Annotated in this window: 13 protein-coding genes; 8 read left to right on the top strand and 5 right to left on the bottom strand. The window is 64.7% G+C overall.

Translation table 11 applies throughout. The features are described from left to right. Nucleotides 1-94 precede the first annotated feature (94 nt). From H0921_RS12365 to H0921_RS12340, 6 genes are all read left to right on the top strand, one after another. Nucleotides 95-2,173 carry a PQQ-dependent sugar dehydrogenase gene (locus tag H0921_RS12365; protein WP_228499564.1) on the top strand — a complete coding sequence of 693 codons (2,079 nt, stop codon included), beginning with the start codon at nucleotides 95-97 and terminating at the stop codon, nucleotides 2,171-2,173. Nucleotides 2,174-2,316: 143 nt separating this feature from the next. Then, nucleotides 2,317-3,330 carry a nitrilase-related carbon-nitrogen hydrolase gene (locus tag H0921_RS12360; protein WP_194538534.1) on the top strand — a complete coding sequence of 338 codons (1,014 nt, stop codon included), beginning with the start codon at nucleotides 2,317-2,319 and terminating at the stop codon, nucleotides 3,328-3,330. Further along, on the top strand, nucleotides 3,327-5,333 hold the full coding sequence (locus H0921_RS12355) for a DUF885 domain-containing protein (protein WP_228499561.1): 2,007 nt from the start codon (nucleotides 3,327-3,329) through the stop codon (nucleotides 5,331-5,333). Before H0921_RS12360 ends, H0921_RS12355 begins: the two co-directional genes overlap by 4 nt. A 228-nt stretch (nucleotides 5,334-5,561) precedes the next feature. Then, nucleotides 5,562-6,530, top strand: coding sequence for a nucleotidyltransferase domain-containing protein (locus H0921_RS12350; protein ID WP_228499557.1), 969 nt, complete (start codon nucleotides 5,562-5,564; stop codon nucleotides 6,528-6,530). Further along, nucleotides 6,523-7,284, top strand: a complete 762-nt coding sequence (locus H0921_RS12345; RefSeq protein WP_194538531.1) for a nucleotidyltransferase domain-containing protein — start codon at nucleotides 6,523-6,525, stop codon at nucleotides 7,282-7,284. Before H0921_RS12350 ends, H0921_RS12345 begins: the two co-directional genes overlap by 8 nt. A 272-nt stretch (nucleotides 7,285-7,556) precedes the next feature. Continuing rightward, nucleotides 7,557-8,471: a dihydroorotate dehydrogenase gene (locus H0921_RS12340; RefSeq protein WP_194538529.1), complete on the top strand. Its 915-nt coding sequence runs from the start codon at nucleotides 7,557-7,559 to the stop codon at nucleotides 8,469-8,471. Nucleotides 8,472-8,561: 90 nt separating this feature from the next. On the opposite strand, the gene trxA is transcribed toward H0921_RS12340, so the two are convergent. Then, nucleotides 8,562-8,891 carry a thioredoxin gene (trxA, locus tag H0921_RS12335; protein WP_194538518.1) on the bottom strand — a complete coding sequence of 110 codons (330 nt, stop codon included), beginning with the start codon at nucleotides 8,889-8,891 and terminating at the stop codon, nucleotides 8,562-8,564. A gap of 288 nt (nucleotides 8,892-9,179) precedes the next feature. Beyond that, entirely contained in the window at nucleotides 9,180-10,172 is a 993-nt protein-coding gene (locus H0921_RS12330) for a hypothetical protein (RefSeq protein WP_194538516.1), read from the bottom strand. 440 nt (nucleotides 10,173-10,612) lie between these two features. Here H0921_RS12330 and H0921_RS12325 point away from each other — a divergent pair, with 440 nt between their 5' ends. Then, a complete protein-coding gene (locus H0921_RS12325; RefSeq protein ID WP_194538514.1) occupies nucleotides 10,613-11,110 on the top strand; it encodes a Clp protease N-terminal domain-containing protein in 498 nt (165 codons plus the stop codon). A gap of 165 nt (nucleotides 11,111-11,275) precedes the next feature. Here H0921_RS12325 and thyX read toward each other — a convergent pair whose 3' ends face one another. From thyX to H0921_RS12310, 3 genes are all read right to left on the bottom strand, one after another. After that, a complete protein-coding gene (gene thyX / locus H0921_RS12320; protein ID WP_194538511.1) occupies nucleotides 11,276-12,109 on the bottom strand; it encodes an FAD-dependent thymidylate synthase in 834 nt (277 codons plus the stop codon). Between the two features lie 202 nt (nucleotides 12,110-12,311). Then, the gene (gene hpnE, locus H0921_RS12315; RefSeq protein ID WP_194538509.1) at nucleotides 12,312-13,757 is read right to left on the bottom strand and encodes a hydroxysqualene dehydroxylase HpnE; all 1,446 of its coding nucleotides are present in this window, start codon (nucleotides 13,755-13,757) and stop codon (nucleotides 12,312-12,314) included. Nucleotides 13,758-14,070: 313 nt separating this feature from the next. After that, on the bottom strand, nucleotides 14,071-15,153 hold the full coding sequence (locus H0921_RS12310; RefSeq protein WP_194538507.1) for a hydantoinase/oxoprolinase family protein: 1,083 nt from the start codon (nucleotides 15,151-15,153) through the stop codon (nucleotides 14,071-14,073). 79 nt (nucleotides 15,154-15,232) lie between these two features. Here H0921_RS12310 and H0921_RS17960 point away from each other — a divergent pair, with 79 nt between their 5' ends. Then, nucleotides 15,233-18,292, top strand: a complete 3,060-nt coding sequence (locus H0921_RS17960) for a hsp70 family protein (protein WP_228499554.1) — start codon at nucleotides 15,233-15,235, stop codon at nucleotides 18,290-18,292. Nucleotides 18,293-18,305: the final 13 nt, after the last annotated feature.

The raw sequence follows: 18,305 nt of genomic DNA, 5'->3' as shown, positions 1-18,305 counted from the left end.
CCCGCCGCTCCACGCTTCAGACACTATCAACACCACGCAGTTTCTCTACCAGGAACTGCCCCAACATCATGTTTTTTCCGCAGGGAGGAACAGAATGCCGCGCCGACGTTTCACGGAAGCGATGCGCTCCGGGATGCCAACGCTGATTCTGACGGTGGTGCTGCTGGCCGGAACGACTTCCCCGCTGGCCGCCCAGGAGAAAACCCTGGCGAGCGGCTTGATCAATCCGGAGTCCGTCTGCATCGGGCCAGGCCATCGCGTGTTCATCACAGTGATCGGCGAGTTTGATAAGGACGGCGACGGCGCCGTCCTGGTGCTGGACAACGGCAAGGTCCGCACTTTTGTCGGCGGCTTGAACGATCCCAAGGGCATCGCCGCCTTCCAGAACTGGCTCTACGTCACGGATAAGACACGCCTGCTGCGGATCAATGCCAACGCTCGGACTCCCCAGGCGGAAGTCTTTGTGGCGGCGGACAAGTTCCCGGAAAAGCCCCAGTTCCTCAACGACGTGGCTGTCGATGCCGAGACCGGCGTGATCTACGTCAGCGACTCCGGGGACCTCATGGGCGGCGGCGGGGCCGTGTACCGCATTCATCCGAAAACCGGCGCCGTCTCCACAGTCATTTCCACGAAAAAGTTTGCGGCCCTGAAGACGCCCAACGGCCTGCTCAATGACGGCACTTCCTTCCTGCTCGTCGCCGATTTCCATACGGGGGACCTGTTCCGCGTCAAACTGGCCGACGGCAGCGCCGAGAAGATCGCCAGCGGCATCGAGGGGGCGGACGGCCTAGCCTGGGACATGCATGGCCGGCTGTTCCTCTCCAGTTGGTCCAAGGGGCAGGTGTATGTCATTCCCCGTCCGGGAGCCAAACCGGTTTTGCTCAGCGACAAGTTCAAGGCAGCGGCAGACATCTGTTACGATCCACAGCGCAAGGCGATCCTGGTGCCGGATATGACCGCCGGTACCGTGGTGGCGGTCCCCGCCCAGGTGCCCAACGAGCCGGTCGATGAAACCCCCTTGGCCCTGCGCGTGGAACTGGCCTTCCCCCAGTTGCAACTGACCGGCTGGTCCCCCGAAACCGCGGAGGGCAAACCCAATCCGCTCCGCCCGATCGCCTTGACCCACGCCGGGGACGGCTCCAACCGCCTCTATCTGGCCACGCAGCACGGCGTGATCCACGCCTTCCCGAATGATCCCAAAGCGAGCAAGACGGAGATCGTCCTCGACATCCAGGACCGCGTGCAATACGACGACCGGACCAACGAGGAAGGCTTGCTGGGTCTGGCGTTCCACCCCGACTTTGCCCGCACTGGGGAACTGTACGTCTTTTACACCCCCAAGCGCACCCGCCCCAGTGAGGAGATGCGCAACCGGGTCGTGCGCTTCCGCCGGGATGCCAAAGACCCCGCCCGCTTCGATCCCAACTCCGAAGAGCTGATCCTCGAATACCGCCAGCGTCCCTTCTGGAACCACGACGGCGGGACCATTCTCTTTGGCCCGGACGGCTATCTGTACATCGTGCACGGGGACGGCGGCTCCGCCAACGATCCTTTCGATCACGGCCAGAATCTCAAGACGCTCTTCGGCAAAATCCTGCGGATCGACGTCAACCGCCGCGAACAAGGTCGGCCCTACGCCATTCCGCCGGACAACCCCTTCGTGGTTCGAACCGATGCCCGCCCGGAAATCTACGCCTACGGCTTGCGCAATCCCTGGCGGATCGCCTTCGACAAGCCGACCGGCCAGCTCTGGTGCGGCGATGTCGGCCAGAACCTCTACGAAGAGATCAACCTCATCGTCAAAGGAGGCAACTACGGCTGGAACCGCCGCGAAGGACTGCACCCCTTCGGACCCAAAGGCAGCGGACCCAAGCCGGAGTACATCGACCCGATCTGGGAATACCATCATGACCTCGGCAAGTCCATCACCGGCGGAGCCGTCTATCGGGGCAGCCGCCTGCCGGAGTTGCAGGGGTATTACCTGTATGCGGACTATGTGACCTCGCGGGTGTGGGCCTTGAAATACGACGACAAACTCGGCCGGGTCGTGGCCAATCGCCCCTTACCGGACCCGAAAAAACCGGTCCTGTCCTTCGGCGAGGATGCGACAGGCGAACTCTACATGCTGGTGCTGGCTCCCGACGGCCGAGGCATCTACCGCTTCGCCAAGTGAAAAGCCACGCTGCGAACCGGGGCATCGCCGCTTCGCCAAGTGAAAAGCCACGCTGCCAATCGGAACCTCCTCGCTCCCGCCGAGGCATTCAGCCGCGCGTAGGGGCGCTGCACAGTGCACATTCTGGCCATCGGGAATCTGCGATGCGCTACTGGGCTGCGGCTATCCAGACGGACCTGCCCAATCCGGCCGACCGCCAGGCTCTGCCGGAGCGGGTCAGCTTGCTGCTGGAGCGGATCGATCAGGCGGTGCTGGGCTATGCCCCCTTCGGCGATGTCCGCCTGGTGGTCTTCCCGGAGTTTGCGCACGCCGCCCCAATCTATCCCACGGTGGAGGAGCTGCGCGACCGCCTCGCCGTCCCCCTGCCCAACGAGCAGACCGACCGCTACCTCCGCAAGGCCCGGCAGCATGGCGTGTACATCCAAACCGGCACCTTCCTGGAAACGGACCCCCGCTACCCGGATTGCGTATTCAACACCACCTGTCTGATCGGACCGGAGGGATTGCTGGCGAAATACCGCAAGGTCCACCCCTGGCTGCCCTGGGAAGTGCATGCCAGCCCGCACGATCTGCCCGGCTATACCGAGCCGCTTTTTCCCGTCACGGCCACCGAAATCGGCGTCCTCGGCTGCGCCATCTGCTACGACTGGCTGTTTCCCGAAGCGATCCGCGAGCTGGCGGTGCAGGGAGCGGAGGTGCTGCTGCGCGTGTCGGCTTACATGGACCCCTGGGGTGCTACGCCGCCGATGGATTGGTGGACGCTGGTCAATCGCTGCCGGGCGTTGGAGAACATGGCCTACGTGGTGGCAGCCAATCAGGGGGCCAGCCTCTCCCATTATCCGCCGTTCTCCTGGCCGGGGGGCAGCATGATCGTCGATTACGACGGCCGCATCCTGGCGCAAGCGGACCCCGGACCGGGGGACAAGATCGTGGTCGCGCCGCTTGATCTGGGCGCCTTGCGGGCGGAGCGGGAGCGCCGCCGGGGTCATCATTTCTTGGCCCACCGCCGCGTGGAAGCCTACACGGCCCAGCGCCAGGCCGCCTTTCCCGCCGGGCGCCTCGCGGACGGCCCCCTCACCCTCGCCAGCAACGACGCCGCCACCCAAAGCGCCAAGGTCCGCCTCGTCGCTCGACCCTCTGCGGAGACACGTTCATGAAACCCTCGACGCTCCCCCTGTCCCGTCCTCTTCCCCCGGCTACCCCGCTGCCGCCGGAGCTGGAAGCGGACAATGTCATGCCCCTGCCACCTGGCCCGCCCTGCCGGAAGGCCCAACGCGATTCTTCCTCCGGGGGCGCTTCGTCCTTCCGCCGTTGGCCGCACGCCTACCGCTGGCTCCTTCGGGCAGCAAGTCTGGGAATCGCCCTGGCACTGGCGGCCGGACCCAGCGCCGGCGGGCTTCGGGGAGACCTGTCCATGACCGAACCCCAACAAACCGGACAACAGCACAGCGGGCCACAGCAGACCGGACAACAGCCAGCAGAACAGCAGCCAGCGGACCAGCGGCTGGCGGAATTGTTCCAGCAATACGTCCAGGAGCAATGCCAGCGGCACCCCTATTGGGCCACGCAACTGGGGAACCACGAGCACGACGACCGCTTGGATGATCTGTCCCCCGCGGCCCGGCAAAAAGACGTGGAACAGTGGCGCATCTGGCGGCAACGGCTGGAACGGGACATCGACCCCCGCCGCCTCTCCCCCTCGGCCCAGATCGATCTGGCCATCTGGAAACACGCGCTGGACTACGCCCTCTGGCAAGCCGAACACGATGACCGCTTCCGCTACGATCCCCGCGTCTACGGCGAGTACCTGACCGATAGCGTCTTCGCGCTGTTCACCCAATCGACCTTGCCACGGGAGCGCAACGTGCAGAATGCCGCCCGGCGGATCACCTACCTTCCCCGGATCATCGCCGCCGCTCAGGCCAGCCTGCACAATCCCCCGCGGGTGCTGACGGAAGTCGCCATCCAGCGGACCAAGGGCGCCATCGCCTTCTACGAAAAGGACATCTACACCCTCGCCGGGGAAAGACCTGGAAGCGAACCGCTGGCCACGCCTTGCCGGGCCGCGGTCACCGCCTTGCAGGATTACCTCCGCTGGCTGGAACAGGAGCTTCTCCCCCGCTCCCAAGGCGACTGGCGGCTCGGACCGGAAAAATTCGCCCAGAAGCTGGCCCTGGAACTGGACGCCGGCCTGACCGCCGCCGAAGTGCTTCGCCTGGCCGAAGCCGAAGCCGACCGCGTGGAGCTGGAAATGTGGTACGTCGCCCGCCAGCTCTGGTCCCGTCTCTTTCCCGGTAAGCCGCTTCCGCCCGACGATGCCGAAGGCCGCCGCTTCACCATCCGCAGCGTGCTCGACGAGCTAGCCAAAGACCATCCCAAAGCCGAGGACCTGGTCGAAGAAGTCCGCCGGACCGTCGAGAACATCCGCCGCTTCATCCGCGACAACCGCATCCTGACCTTGCCGGAACCTGACACCTGCCAGATCGTGGAGATGCCCCCCTTCCAGCGGGGTTACTCCGTCGCCTATCTCAATCCCGCTCCGCCGCTGGACCCCAAAGCCGCCAGCTTGTATGCCGTGGCCCCACCCCCCGCCGATTGGCCCGCCCCGCGCATCGAAGCCTTCCTCCGCGAATACAACCGCCACATGCTCCAGATTCTCACCATCCACGAAGCCTATCCCGGCCACTACGTCCAACTGGCCTATGCCAACCGCCATCCCTCCCTCATCCGCAAGGTGTTCGCCTCCGGGGTCTTTGCCGAAGGCTGGGCCGTCTACACCGAACAGATGATGCTGGATCAAGGCTACGGCCAAGGTGATCTGGCCCTGCGCCTGCATCAGTTGAAGTTTTACCTGCGAGCGGTGCTCAACGCCCTGCTCGACTACCACATGCATTGCAGCAACTGGGATGATGAGACCGCCCGCCGCCTGCTCATGGAACGGGGCTTCCAGACGGAGGGGGAAGCCGTCGGCAAAATCCTCCGCGCCAAGCAAAATAGCGTCCAGCTTTCGACCTATTTCGTGGGCCGAATGGCCTTCTACCGCCTTCGCCAGCAGGTGCAGCGCCGCCGGGGCGACGCCTTCGATCTGGGCCGCTTCCACGAAGAAGTCCTCAGCCACGGCACCCTGCCCGTCAAGTATCTGCCCAACCTCGTCCGCTGAGCTACGCCCTCCCCCCTCCCCCTCTTCCCCCACTCTCCCCACGCCGTCCGTCCCCCGCGCCGTCCGCCCCCCACCACCCCCCCGCCGCCCCTGGCCTACCACTCCTCGAATCTAAGCGTCGCCCCGCATCCGTTCGGTCAAGCCCGCTAGGCTCCTGGGACGCGTGTTGGAAACGGCCGATACCAAGTCTCGGCCCCATCAGTGGCTCTTTACTGCAGGGCGTACAATATGCCGAAGCGGGCGGGGAAACCCACGATGGCCGTCGAAGAGTATCCATTCCAGCATCACCGTTCGGATTTTCTCATTCCGCCGGGGACGCAGGTAGTCCTGAAGGTGTCCAAAGCCCTTGCGGATGGCACGGTGCGCCCGCCGGGCAGTGTGGCCGTGATCGTGGACATCCCCAAGGACAACCGCCACGCTTACACTATACGCTTTGCGGATGGTCCGACGGTGTCAGCTTTCTTCCAGGAACTGGCCATCCGCCGCAAGGAGGTCGAGGACCAGCTCGCCCGACCCAATGCCAATCTGCGCCCCTGGATCATCTACTGCTGCCAGGTGGGTTCCCATGCTTACGGTTTGGCCACCGAGGATTCCGACACCGACCTCCGCGGCATCTACCTGCCTCCCGCCCGCTGGCACTGGTCGCTCTGGAAACTCCCGGAACAACTGGAATACGCCTGCGAAACCCAGGATGAGGTCTATTGGGAACTGGAAAAGTTTCTCAAACTTGCCTTGAAGGCCAACCCGAACGTGCTGGAGACGCTCTGGACCCCCCGCGTGTTGTATGCCGACCCCGTGGCTCAACGCCTGCGCGAGATCCGGGAGGCCTTCCTGTCCCGCCACCTGTATCGGACCTACTCCGGCTATGTCCTCAGTCAGTTCCGTCTCATGGCCAAGGCTTACGCACGCACAGGAACCTGGAAATCCAAGCACGCCATGCATCTGATTCGCTTGCTCTACTCCGGCATCGACGCTCTGCGTTCTGGCCAGATTCGCGTCGACGTTTCGGAACACCGCGAGGAATTGCTGGCGATCAAGGCGGGACTGCTCACCTGGGAAGAGGTCCACCAGAAAGCTCTAGCCCTGAACCAGCAGTTCCAGGAAGCCTACCAACAAACCCGGCTTCCGGAGCAACCCGACTATCGACAGGTGGATCAATTCCTGATCTGGGCACGGCGGAGGATGGTTGATGCTTGATCTTGATCTCCAGGCCCTTCGGCGTCTGGTGGAAACCCAGCACTATCGCCCTCTGTTCGTTACGGTCAGCGGCGCTCACCTCTACGGCTTCCCCTCACCCGATAGCGATGTGGACCTGCGGGGAGCGCATCTGTTGCCTCTGCGCGAAGTCGTCGGGCTGGACCTCCCGGAACAGACCGTGGAGCGGAAGCTGGACCTGGCGAGCACGGAAGTGGAACTGGTCAGCCATGACCTGGGGAAATACCTGCGCCTGCTCGTGAAAAACAACGGCTACGTGATGGAGCAGATTTTCTCCCCGCTGATCGTGGTCGGCGCGGATTTTCTCCACGAGCTGCGCCCCCTGGCTCGCCGCTGCATCACGCGGCACCACTACCATCACTACCGCGGCTTCTTCGCCACCCAGCGCAAGCTCCTCAACAAACAACAGCCGAAAATCCTCAAGACGGTCTTGTACGCCTACCGCGTGCTCCTCAGCGGCATCCATCTGTTGCGCACCGGCGAGGTCGTCGCCTCTCTGCCCCAATTGGCTGAGGAGTATCAGCGCCCGTTCCTGCTGGAACTGATCGCCCAGAAACAGCAAGAGAAGGGGACGGCCCCGGCCCTCGACTGGACCTTCCACGACCAGCAACTCCGCGAGCTAGAGGAACTCCTGGATCGGAGCTACCAGCAATCCCCTCTCCCCGCGGAACGCGACCGGCAAGCGGTCCATCAGTTCCTGGTGGACTATCGCCTACGACCCGAACCGCTCCAATGAAGGAACGGCGCTCGCAGGTGTCCAACTCCGGCTTTGCCGGAAAATCATCTCCATACTGTTCGACTGTTTGCTGGATGTTTTCCAAGTGCAGGCGTTGCTCCCACTGTTTACTTCTTCTCCCCCGGAGGAGAAAGGAGAGAGTAAGATACCCCAGGGTGCCGGATAGGCCGGGAGGCGGGTACTCCGGGGTGTCCGAGATTCGGGCGGGACTGGAGGGCGTGCCACTCCGGTGGGAGGATGGAGTATCGCTCCGCCGGCCAAGAGGAGCCAGCATGGTGGATTTGAGCGTCCAACTGGGACGTTTGCGCTTGCGCAATCCGATTCTGGCGGCTTCGGGAACCATCGGTTACGGGCGGGAGATGGAGGACTACCTCGACTTCCGCCACTTGGGCGGCCTGATCCCCAAGACGGTGACCCGGCAGCCCCGCGCGGGCAATCCCCCGCCGCGCACCGTGGAGACCCCCTGCGGCCTGCTCAACGCCATCGGCTTAGACAACGACGGCTGGGAGCACTTCTGGGAGCACCACTGGCCGTATTTGCGCACCTTGCCGACCGCGATCATTGTGAACATTGCCGGCAAAAGCGAGGACGAGTTTGTGGCTTTGGCCGCGGATGTGGCGGAACGCGGAGCGGAGATCGCCGCCCTGGAGCTGAACCTGTCCTGCCCCAACGTGAGCGGGGGATTGGACTTTGCCACGGATGCGGAGCGGACGCGGCGGATCGTGCAGCGCTGCCGTCAGGCCTGTCCCCACGTGCCGATCATCGCCAAGCTGACGCCCAACGTGACGGACATCACCGCGATCGCAGCGGCGGCAGCGGAGGGGGGAGCCGATGCCGTCAGCGCCGTCAACACCTATCTGGGGATGGCCATCGACTGGCGGCGGCAGCGCCCGCGTCTGGGCAATGTCACCGGCGGACTGAGCGGCCCGGCGATCAAACCGTTGGCACTACGCGCGGTCTGGGCCATTGCCCGGCGCCGCATCGTGCCGGTCATCGGCATCGGAGGCATTGCCACGCTCGATGACGTTATGGAGTTCCTGGTGGCCGGGGCTTCCGCCGTCCAGATCGGCACCGCTCATTTTTACGATCCCAGCGTCAGCTCGCGCCTGGCCCAAGCCCTGCCGGAAGCCGTGGCCCAACTCGGCGCCCGCCGCCTCAGCGACATCATCGGCTCGCTGCAAGTGTGAACGGAAGCCGGACAGGATCGGCGACCAGGATCAGCGGCTCCTGGGCAACTCCGACCCTCCGGTTCCTTCAATGCCGGAACCGCCGTCTCCTCACTTGTACTTGTCGATGAGCCGGGCCAGGTGATCCTCCGACACCAATCCCACTTCCTGGTAGAGCGGGCGATCGCTCCCCTTGAAGAAGATGATGCGCGGAATGGTCATCACGTCGTATTTGACCGCGAGATTGGGGTTTTCATCGACGTTGAGTTTGGCGACCTTAACCTTGCCCGCGTAGCGGTCGGCCAGGCGATCGATGATCGGCGACAAGACCCGACAGGGGCCGCACCACGGGGCCCAGAAATCCACCACCACCAGCGTATCGCCGCCGACATGCTCATGCCAATTCTGCTCGGTCAATTCGACCACATTGGGACTGGCCATACGTCAATTCCTCGTGTTAAAGGTCGTTTCGCGGTGTTCCCGTCATGGATCACCACTGCCATTTTACACACGGCTGCGCCTTGTACCACCTCAGTAGTAGTACCTGAGGGCAGCGTTCCAGCGTCACCGTTCAGGATGATTTCCCCAGCGCAGAGGTTACAAAGAGGCATCGCCGCAGCCGTTGGCCTGGCAAGGTGCAGCATCCCAGGAAGAAGGGCCGCACGATGGGAAAGCCGTCAGGCGGCAAGTGTTTCAGGGCACATGCCGGCTGCGATGCGAGGGCCGTGGTCACTCGATTTTCCGCTTGGAAGGGGTGATCACCCGGATGGTGTGGAGGGGGAAGAGTTTCCAGCCGGCGTCGGTTTCGCCTAGCAGGCCGAGGAGCTGCGCGGTCTGTCCTTCCTCCGGCAGGGTCAGGGGGATGATGACGAGCCGTTCGCCTTGACCAGCCAGTGTCACTTCGGCGGCAGCATGGTGGGTGTTGGGGTCATGGGCGAGCATTTCCCAGCGGAGCAGTTGGGGGCCGAAGGGGAGCGGCTCGGCCTTGCGCAGCGGCAGAGCGTCCCGGAGGCGTTCCCGCCCGCCGGCCAGAGCGAAGAGCGGCTTGAGATTGCGGGCCGGCACGAGAGGATCGTTCGCCGTCGGTTGGAGGATTTGGACATTCCAGGCCAGGCCTTCCCGTGGGCGTTGCAGTGGCTGGGCTTGCGGAAAAGTCACGCTGCGGATGGCCGACATTTTGCCGCCCCGAACCCCGCCGGAAAAGGTCCGCTTCTCGCCCGCAGCCGTCAGGCCGGCCAGGGTGAAAGTGTTGATCCCGCGGTATTGGAGGGTTCCCGTCAAGGCCTGCTGGAGACCCTGGATGCGATAGGTGACGAACTGCCGGTCGTAATCGAACTCGACCGCCGCCAAGGACCGGACCGGCACGAAGGTGAGCACGCCTTGAGTCAAGGTCGTGGAATGGGGTTCGCGGATGACCAGGGCCAAAGGTCCGCGCCGTCCGTCTTCGTCCGCGGCGTTGGGGTCCGCCAGCCAAGCCAGGCGCCGGACATTGCCGCTCCATTCCACCTGCTGAAGGGCCGTTTCCTGACCCTCGGTATCGACGACAACCGCTTGAGCCGCCTTGGGAGGCTGCTGGGCCGACAGCCCCCGCATCCCTCGCGGAGTCATCCCCAACAGAGGCATAGCTGGCAGAGATGCCGCCAGCAGAGAGATCGCTAGCGAAAACACTCCGAAAAGCCTGCCGAAACGAGCATGGCTGGTCCAGGTAGTCGCTCTGGTCACACGCAGGTTCCTCCGTGCGTCAGGACAGGGGAACGGGAAACCCCCAGGATCAGGATACTGAGAAACTCGGTAACGGAAGCGGTCCTGTCCTTCCACCGCTGGGGTCGCTTTCCCAGGCCGGGGCAAGTTGGGCAGGCGACCGGCGGCTGGTTTCCCTGGTCCCCTCCTGCCTCCCCTCCGCCCCTCCCCTGTTGATCGGGTCCCTCCCCCTGCCGTCCCTTCTCCGGTCCAGGCCATCCTTTCCACCCCTTCTCTTTTCCTGCTGAAACTCAGAAAGCTGATGAGCAAGGAAAAATCGTCAAAAAGCGGTGCAAAAACGCTTGAAGAGTTGGCGGGATGGTGCCATAATCACGGCTAGCCGGAGTAGGAATCCCTCGGTCTTCGGGCGGGTGGGGCAGATACCGCTTCCCGCACCCCCCGGTTAGCCAATGGAACGAGCCGTGGACGACGATATTTTCCTTGCAGGCGGACGGTTGCGGTCCGACATACTGACTGATGCGGCGGCCCGTGCCATCCGGGAATCGTTGACCCAAGCGCGTCTCACCAATTGGGACAGCGTGCGCACGCCGCACCTCTTCATGGGCCTACTCGCCGCTCCCGATAGCGGCGTGCATAAATGGGCCAACCGCCTCGGTGCCGACATCCCCAACCTGCTCGAACAATTCCGCGAACTCTTCCTCCAAACGGACGGCGAACCCCCTCCCCCCCTTCTGCTCAACCGCGAATTCCTCTCAGACAATGTCATCCGCATCCTCCGCGATGCCCTTCAGCGAGCCAAAGACTGCGGGCGCTCGCGCATCACCCCCCTGGACCTTCTCATCACTCTCTTCACCACCCCCAACAGCATCGTGGCCGAATGCTTCGAGCGCGTCGGCGTCACTGCCGCCAAACTCACCGAAATCGCGGTCCGGGCGGAACACGAAGTCACCGTCCAGTAATCCCCCGGCGCAAGGGCACAAACCTGTGCTCCCCTTCCGCCCGGCCTCAAAGCTCCTCAGAACCGACCCTGCCGAAACAGACCGATCTACGCGTATCGCCACAGCCAACTCTCCAAACGTTGCTAGACCGGCACGGACTATCGGGAATGCCGACCCCTCGCCCTTTCACACCTTACGGTACGCCGTGACGATCTCGAAGGTGCCGTCGCCCAGATCGACGCGCTGGTAGTCCCCGAACAGGTTGGGGGCTTCCTTTTGGAGTATGTCCAGCAGGCGATTGGCGAGTTTGCGGATTTCCGGCTCGGCGTGGCGGCTGCCCCGTTGTTCGAGGAAGTGCCGCAGGGCGCGGGCGTTGGCCGTGATGAATATCTTGGTCTCAGTGGCGTTGGGCAGAACGCTTCGGGCGGCTTGACGAGCCAGCTTGCGCCGCAGGGTCTTGTCCTCCATTTCTGGCAGCTTGCGCTGGAGCAGCTCGACGAGCTGGACGTAAGCCTGGTGGACGGTTTGAATCGCCTCCAGCCAGACGGCATGCAATTCCGGGTCATGGGCAATGATGTCCGGCTCCACATATTCCGCCACGCTTTCATCGACGTAGCGCTGGGAGAGTTGGGAAAAGCCAAAGCCCGCTCTGTGGCGGACCAGTTCGTGGGTGAGGCTGCGGCTGACGCCGGTGATGAGGAAGTTCCAGACAGCGTGTTCGAGGACGGAGCCGTGGCCGGATTCTTTGATGTGGTGGAGGTAAGCTTTGTTGCCGCCGGGTCGTGGTCGGGCAAAGCTCATGTAGCAAACTCGGCCTGCGGTTTCGCAGAGTATCTCGGCGGGGATGTCGCTGTCACTGGACCAGGTGACGCCATGATCGGCCAGGAAGCGGCGCAACTCCTCGGTGTTGAGCATCTGGCGACCCAAAACGTAGATGGTAGGTTCTCGAAGAATGCGGACGGTTCCCAGCGGAGAACCTGCATCACCCAAACGCTGAGCGGCTGAAGATGGTTCCGTCATGATCGCCCCTCCGCCTTCCTTCAGGGTCACCCCTCTGCAACGGCTTGGCCGCAGCTCCACCCACCGTTTCCACCTGAGCGAACAAAAGTCCGCTCCATAACCGATATAGACGAAAATTCCAGAGGACTTCCCCAAAAAGTTGGTTTATTTGGACAGGCTGGCGGGGAGAGTCAAAATGAGGAAATGAGGAGTCGCGGGGAGGTCAAGACGGTTCTCCCGCTCGCTGCAAGACGACCTGGGCGGCCAGATAGCCGCTGCGGACGGCGCTTTCCATGGTGGCGGGCCAGCCGGTGGCGGTCCAATCCCCGGCGAGGGCCAGGTTGGAGAGCGGCGAAGCCTGGGGCGGGCGCCAGCGATCGACACCCGGCACGGGGCGGAAGGTGGCTTGATGCTCCGTGATGACGCGGGCGTGTAGGAGGCGGGCAGTCCGGGCCGCCGGGAGCAGTTGCCGTAGTTCCTGTACGACGCGCTGCTGCAAGTCCGCATGTCCCCCCGCCAGATGAGCCGTCGAGGCACTGATGACCACCTGAAGGTAATGGCTCTCAGCGGAAACCGCAGGCGGAACCGCAGGCTGCTGCGGAGAGGGCAGAACCGTGGCGGAATGGCCATCCGCGGAAGGCGAGGAGTTTTCTGGGGAGAAGTTCTCCGTGCCGTTCAGCTCCACGCCAGCGGGGAAGGGACGGCGAAAAAGCCACTGGGACACACCGCCGACCACAACAGCATGGGGCCAGGGTAATACGGGTCGGTCGAACCAGAGATGCAGGCTGGTGATCGGGGCGGTTTCCAATTGGCGGATGCGGTCCAAGACCGGAAACTGCTCGAAGAGGGACGGAGGCAGCAGGTCCGGCAGGCGATAGAACGGCACGGCCAGGATGTAGTGGTCAGCTTGCAGGCGGGAAGCATCCCGGAGTTCGACGGCAGCGACCCGCGGTTGAAGCGGATCGAGCAGCAGACGGCGGACGGCGGCCTGGAGGCGGACCCTCACCCCATGCCGGGCAAAAAAGGCCTGCAACTCCGAACCGTAGAGGCGCTCCAGAGGTACGATCGGAAGGTGGACCCTCCAGCCGTCGCGCTGCTGGAGGAAGCCTTCGACAAAAACCTTGCGGGCATATTTGCGTCCCGCCGTGGCGCAGGGTTCGTTCAAGGCGCTGACCAGCACGGTGTTCCAGAAGCGGGCCAAGGTGCGATCCGTCTGGCCGTGGGTGCGCAGCCAGGGTTCCAGCGGCACGTCCTCGTCCGGATCGCAGCGTAGCAGGGCGGCCAGTCCGCGCAGGATGCGGATTTTGTCGCCGGGGGTCAGGTAGTGGGCGGCGAGCAAGGCCCGGCTGAGGTGGAACGGCGCCGGCCAGCAGGCCGCTTGAAAGTAACTATGCCGGCCTTCAGGCGTCAGGAAAACCAAGCGAGGCTGCGCCACCAGATAATGCTGCAACCCCACCGTGCGGAAGAACTGCAATAGCTGCGTGCAGCACCCCATCGCCACATGCTGGCAGACATCCAGCCACTGGCCGGTGGGAGTATCGCGGAATGAGCCGGCCCGGCCTCCCAAGCGGGGGCGGGCTTCCAGCAAGGTCACCGCCACTCCCCGCCGGGCGAGGGCCACCGTGGCGGCCAGCCCCGCCAGCCCCCCGCCAATCACCACCACCTGCATGCCATCCCCCTGTCACTCATTATCACCGTCTGCATGCCATCCCCCTGTCACTCATCCGACCCGCTGATCGGCGTTCGCTCCACGCTCCCCGCCTTTCCGAACTCCCCGACCGCTTTCGTTATCCTGCCCTTCTCCTCAGTTGCCCAGGTCTTCATCGACCATTAGTCAGAAAGTTTTTGGCGGCAGCACTCCCGACACCATTATCGTAGGCGGCGGTGCAGGCCGGGGCGGGGAGAGAAGGAATCACTGGAGACCTCAGAGGGGGCGGCAACCGCGGGCGGGGCATCCTGGAAGCAGCCGTTAGACCGCATGCTTAAGCGGCGGAGGGGCGTGCCAATTCCGCTACGGCCCAGGCCGGGGCTGCGGCCGAGAGCCGGGGACCGAGCTGTTCCGCGAGCGAGAGAATCCGGGGGACCGGCTGCTGGGAGTGCAGCGCGAGGAAGCGGGGCAGCACCCGCCGCGCCAGGAATTCCCCGCTGCCGGACAGGAGGATGGTTTGCGGCCAGCGCGCTCCGCCGTCCTGCTGGCAGACCTGCGTCCAGGCGCTGGTGATTTCCTCTTCCAGACGCTGGCGGAGCTGAGCGGCCAGGCGAAGCAAGGCGTCCGGATGCATCCGTTCGCTGTCGGTTCCCCACAGGCGCGCCAGGCGGGCGTAAGCGCACGGGAGGGTCGCGGGCCGGCCATCCGCCGTGTCTGTATCGCTGGCATCCGGCGGCAGATCGCCCACAATCAGGAACAGGTCCAGGGTGGTAGCGAACCATTCCGCGCAGGTTTTTTCCGGCATCAAGACACACAGGGGTGTGCGGCGGACGCCGCGGTAGATCAGCTCCCCGCTGCGGAGGCGTTCTTCATCCGTCCAACCGCTGGGGCAGGGGCGGCCCTGAAGGATGGGGATCACGTCGGTGGTGGTCGAACCGATGTCGCAAAGCAAGGCAGAGCCGTGGGGGGCGAAGCGGCGGGCCGCCGCCGTGGCCAGGGCATGCCAGTTGGCGGAAGCCGTCCGTAGCGCTTCCCGCCGTGCCCTGTCCGGGGTCACGAACTGGCCGGCCGTGGTCCAGACCCGCACGCTGGCTGCACCGGCTGCCTGTTCCACAGCATCTAAAATCGCGGAAACGCCTTCCCGCCGGCTGGAAAAACAATCGCACAGCTCGCCGGTCATTGTTACCGCCCAGAGCGCCGCCGGTGGAAATGCCGCCGCCAGCTCCGCGAGAGTTGCCGCCAACCTGTCCGGTTGCTTCCAGAGGGGAAAAGGCCGGCTGATTGCCTGGAGCGGTTGGCCCGATGGGGCCAGCAGGACCGCTTTGAGGTTCGCACCGCCAATGTCCCATCCTAAAACAGCAGTAGCACGGGAGGCGGATTCTTCCAGAGGCGGGCGGGCTGCTTGTACACCAGCCATCAGTATCAAGCCCCGGACGGTGCAGTCTGGCGGGAAGGAACACCCGGCGATTTGTAGATATAGGAGTCACCCCACGGCTATGGCACGGTATCATGTCGGTATCGATTTGGGCACGACGAACATAGCGGTTGCCTATGTGGACAGCCGGGAGCGCTCGCCTGGCGGGCCGAAGTTGCACACCTTCCCGATCCCGCAAGTGGTGGCACCGGGAGAGGTGGCCGCGCGCCCTTTGCTCCCCTCTTTCCTGTATCTGCCTGCCGCCACGGAGTTCCCGCCCGGAGCTTTGGATGTCCCCTGGGAGAAAGGGGCCGCGGAGGTGGTGGGGGTTTTCGCCCGCGACCACGGAGCCAAGGTGCCCGGCCGGCAGGTGTCCAGCGCGAAATCGTGGCTCTGCCATGCGGGGGTGGATCGCACCGCTCCGCTTTTGCCGTGGGGCGCACCTGCTGATGTGCCGCGTCTGTCTCCCCTGGAGGCATCCGCCCGCTACCTGCGCCACCTGGTGCACGCCTGGAACAGCCAACCGCAGCGCAGTCCCGAAGAACGCCTGGAAGAGCAGCGGGTAGTTATCACCGTCCCGGCTTCGTTCGACGATGTGGCCCGCAACTTGACCGCGGAAGCGGCCCGGCACGCCGGCTTGCAGCAAGTGACCTTGCTGGAGGAACCGCAAGCCGCCTTCTACGCCTGGCTGGGCACCCATGCTCCGGCGGAAGCTGCCCAGTTGCGGCCGGGAATGCGCTGCCTGGTCGTCGATGTCGGCGGTGGAACCACCGACTTCACCCTGATCCGCGTGGAGGAAGAGCACGGGGAGGCCGCCTTTGTCCGGGAAGCCGTCGGCGATCACCTCTTGCTCGGCGGGGATAACATGGACCTCGCCCTGGCCCGCTGGGTGGAAAAACAATGGGAGCCGCACCTGCCGGGCGGGCGTCTCGACAGCGCACGCTTTGGCGCTTTGGTTCAGGCGTGCCGGCTGGCCAAGGAGGCCCTGCTGGCTGACCCGCCTCCGCCCCAATATCCCGTCACCGTCATGGGACGAGGCCGGACCGTGGTCGGCGGCTCCCTCTCCCTGACCCTGCAACCCCAGCAGGTGCGGCAATTCCTCTTCGAGGGTTTCTTCCCCCACGTCCCCTTCCAGGCCGAACCGCAGCAGGGGAACGACCACTTGGGTCTCCAGGAGATGGGACTGCCTTATGTCAGCGATCCGGGGATCACCCGCCACCTGGCCGCTTTTTTGCGGCGGCATCTGCCTCCAGACACCCGCCCGGATGCCATCCTGTTCAACGGCGGCGTCTTCCAGCCGGCGAGCGTCCGCCAGCGCCTCCTGGAAGTGCTCCAGAGTTGGTTCGCCACCGCCGGGCAACCCTGGCAGCCGCTGGTCCTGACCAGTCCCTCCCTGGACCTGGCCGTGGCCTGGGGGGCCGCCTACTTCGCTTGGCTCAAAGCGACCGGGGGGCGGCGCATCGGGGGGGGCATTCCCCGCTCCTACTACATCCAGATCGCCACCGAAGACTTAGCCCCTGCCGCTCCCTCCTCTTCCCCAAAATCGCCTGGCGGCTCCGCACGCCCCGATACGGACTCAACAGCGCTGAATGCCGAGGGGTCCGTCCCAGAGTGGCCCGCTTCGGCTTCGGCAAGCGTTTCCCCCCCCGCGCAAGCCACCCCCAGCGAAGCTACTCCCCCGGCTTCCCCCAATGCTTCCCCCGCCGAACCGGACAGCATCCCGGTGCTCTGCGTCGTCCCGCGGCGGATGGAAGAAGGGACGGAAATCCGCATTCCCCAGCCGGTGCTGGAATTGACCCTGGGCCAGCCGGTGCTGTTTCCCCTCTACAGTTCGACGGTGCGGGGCGAGGACCAGCCTGGCCAGCTCCTGCGCTTGCCCCCCAGCGCCCTGCTCCCTTTGCCTCCTCTGCATACCCTGTTGCGCGGCGGCAAACGTGCCGGTGTCAAACGGGTGCCAGTCACCCTAGCGGCCCGCTGTACTGAGATCGGCACCCTTGAACTGTTCTGCGAATCCCGCGAAGGGAATCGCTGGCGTCTGGAGTTTAACCTGCGGGAAGTGCTGCAACCGCCGGGTAAAGAGGCCGAGACCGAAGACGTCGCCGGGGCGGCACGCCTGGTGGATGTTTTCCCTGAAGAGAAAATCCAGGCGGCGCAGACGCTGATTGCCCAAGTCTTCGCTTCCGGGAGTTCGTCCTCGGCCAGTGCGGAAGCGGCGGCTCGCCCTTCTCCTGCGCCCACGCCGACGGCCCAGGAATTGACCCGCCAGTTGGAAGAGGTGCTCGAGAGCCCGCGCAGCGACTGGCCCACCACGGTCTGCCGCCGCCTCTGGGACGCCCTGGAAGCCCATGCAGCAGGGCGGAGCAAGTCCCCCGCCCATCTCGCCCGCTGGTACAACCTGAGCGGGTTTGTCCTGCGCCCCGGCTTCGGCGACCCGCTGGATCGCTACCGCGTGGAGTCGCTCTGGAAGCTGATCATGTCGGCGGCCAGCGCCGGACCCACCAGTAACAAGGCCGCCGTGGGTGAAGGCGGTGCGGAATACTGGATCATGTGGCGCCGAGTGGCCGGCGGCCTCAACACGGCGCTGCAGCAGCAACTCTTCTCCCGCCTGCGTCCTATCCTGCTGCCGCAGAAAGGCAAGGCCTTCTCCCGCCCCGCCGCCAATGAATACATCGAAATGTGGCGTGCCGCCGCTGCTCTGGAACGTCTCGACCCCCGCACCAAAGAGCAACTGGCGGAACAACTCCTGCGCGATCTGAAAAAGACGCCCCTTCCCCCCTACCTCTTCTGGTCCCTGACCCGCCTGGGTGCGCGCGTCCTGCTGTACGGCCCGCTCAACACCGTCGTCCATCCGGAAAGCGCTAGCCGCTGGGTCGAAACCCTACTCGGCTTCACACCCCCTGATGAGCAGCAGCGGCATCAATGGCTCTTCTGCCTGACCCATCTCGCCCGCCGCAGCGGCATCCGAGCACTCGATCTGGAGGAAACCCTCCGGCGGCGCGTCCTGGAGACCCTCCGCCAGCAGCAAGCCCCAGCCGCTTGGCTCCGCATGGTCGAAGAGGTGGCCACGCAAGCCCGCGAGGACTCCTCCCGCCTCTTCGGCGATTCGCTCCCCATCGGCCTGCGCCTCACGCGCCAGTCCTGAAGTTCCTTTTCCC

The organism is Thermogemmata fonticola (assembly GCF_013694095.1).
Lineage (GTDB): Bacteria > Planctomycetota > Planctomycetia > Gemmatales > Gemmataceae > Thermogemmata > Thermogemmata fonticola.
This window is presented reverse-complemented; position numbering and strand designations above follow the sequence as displayed.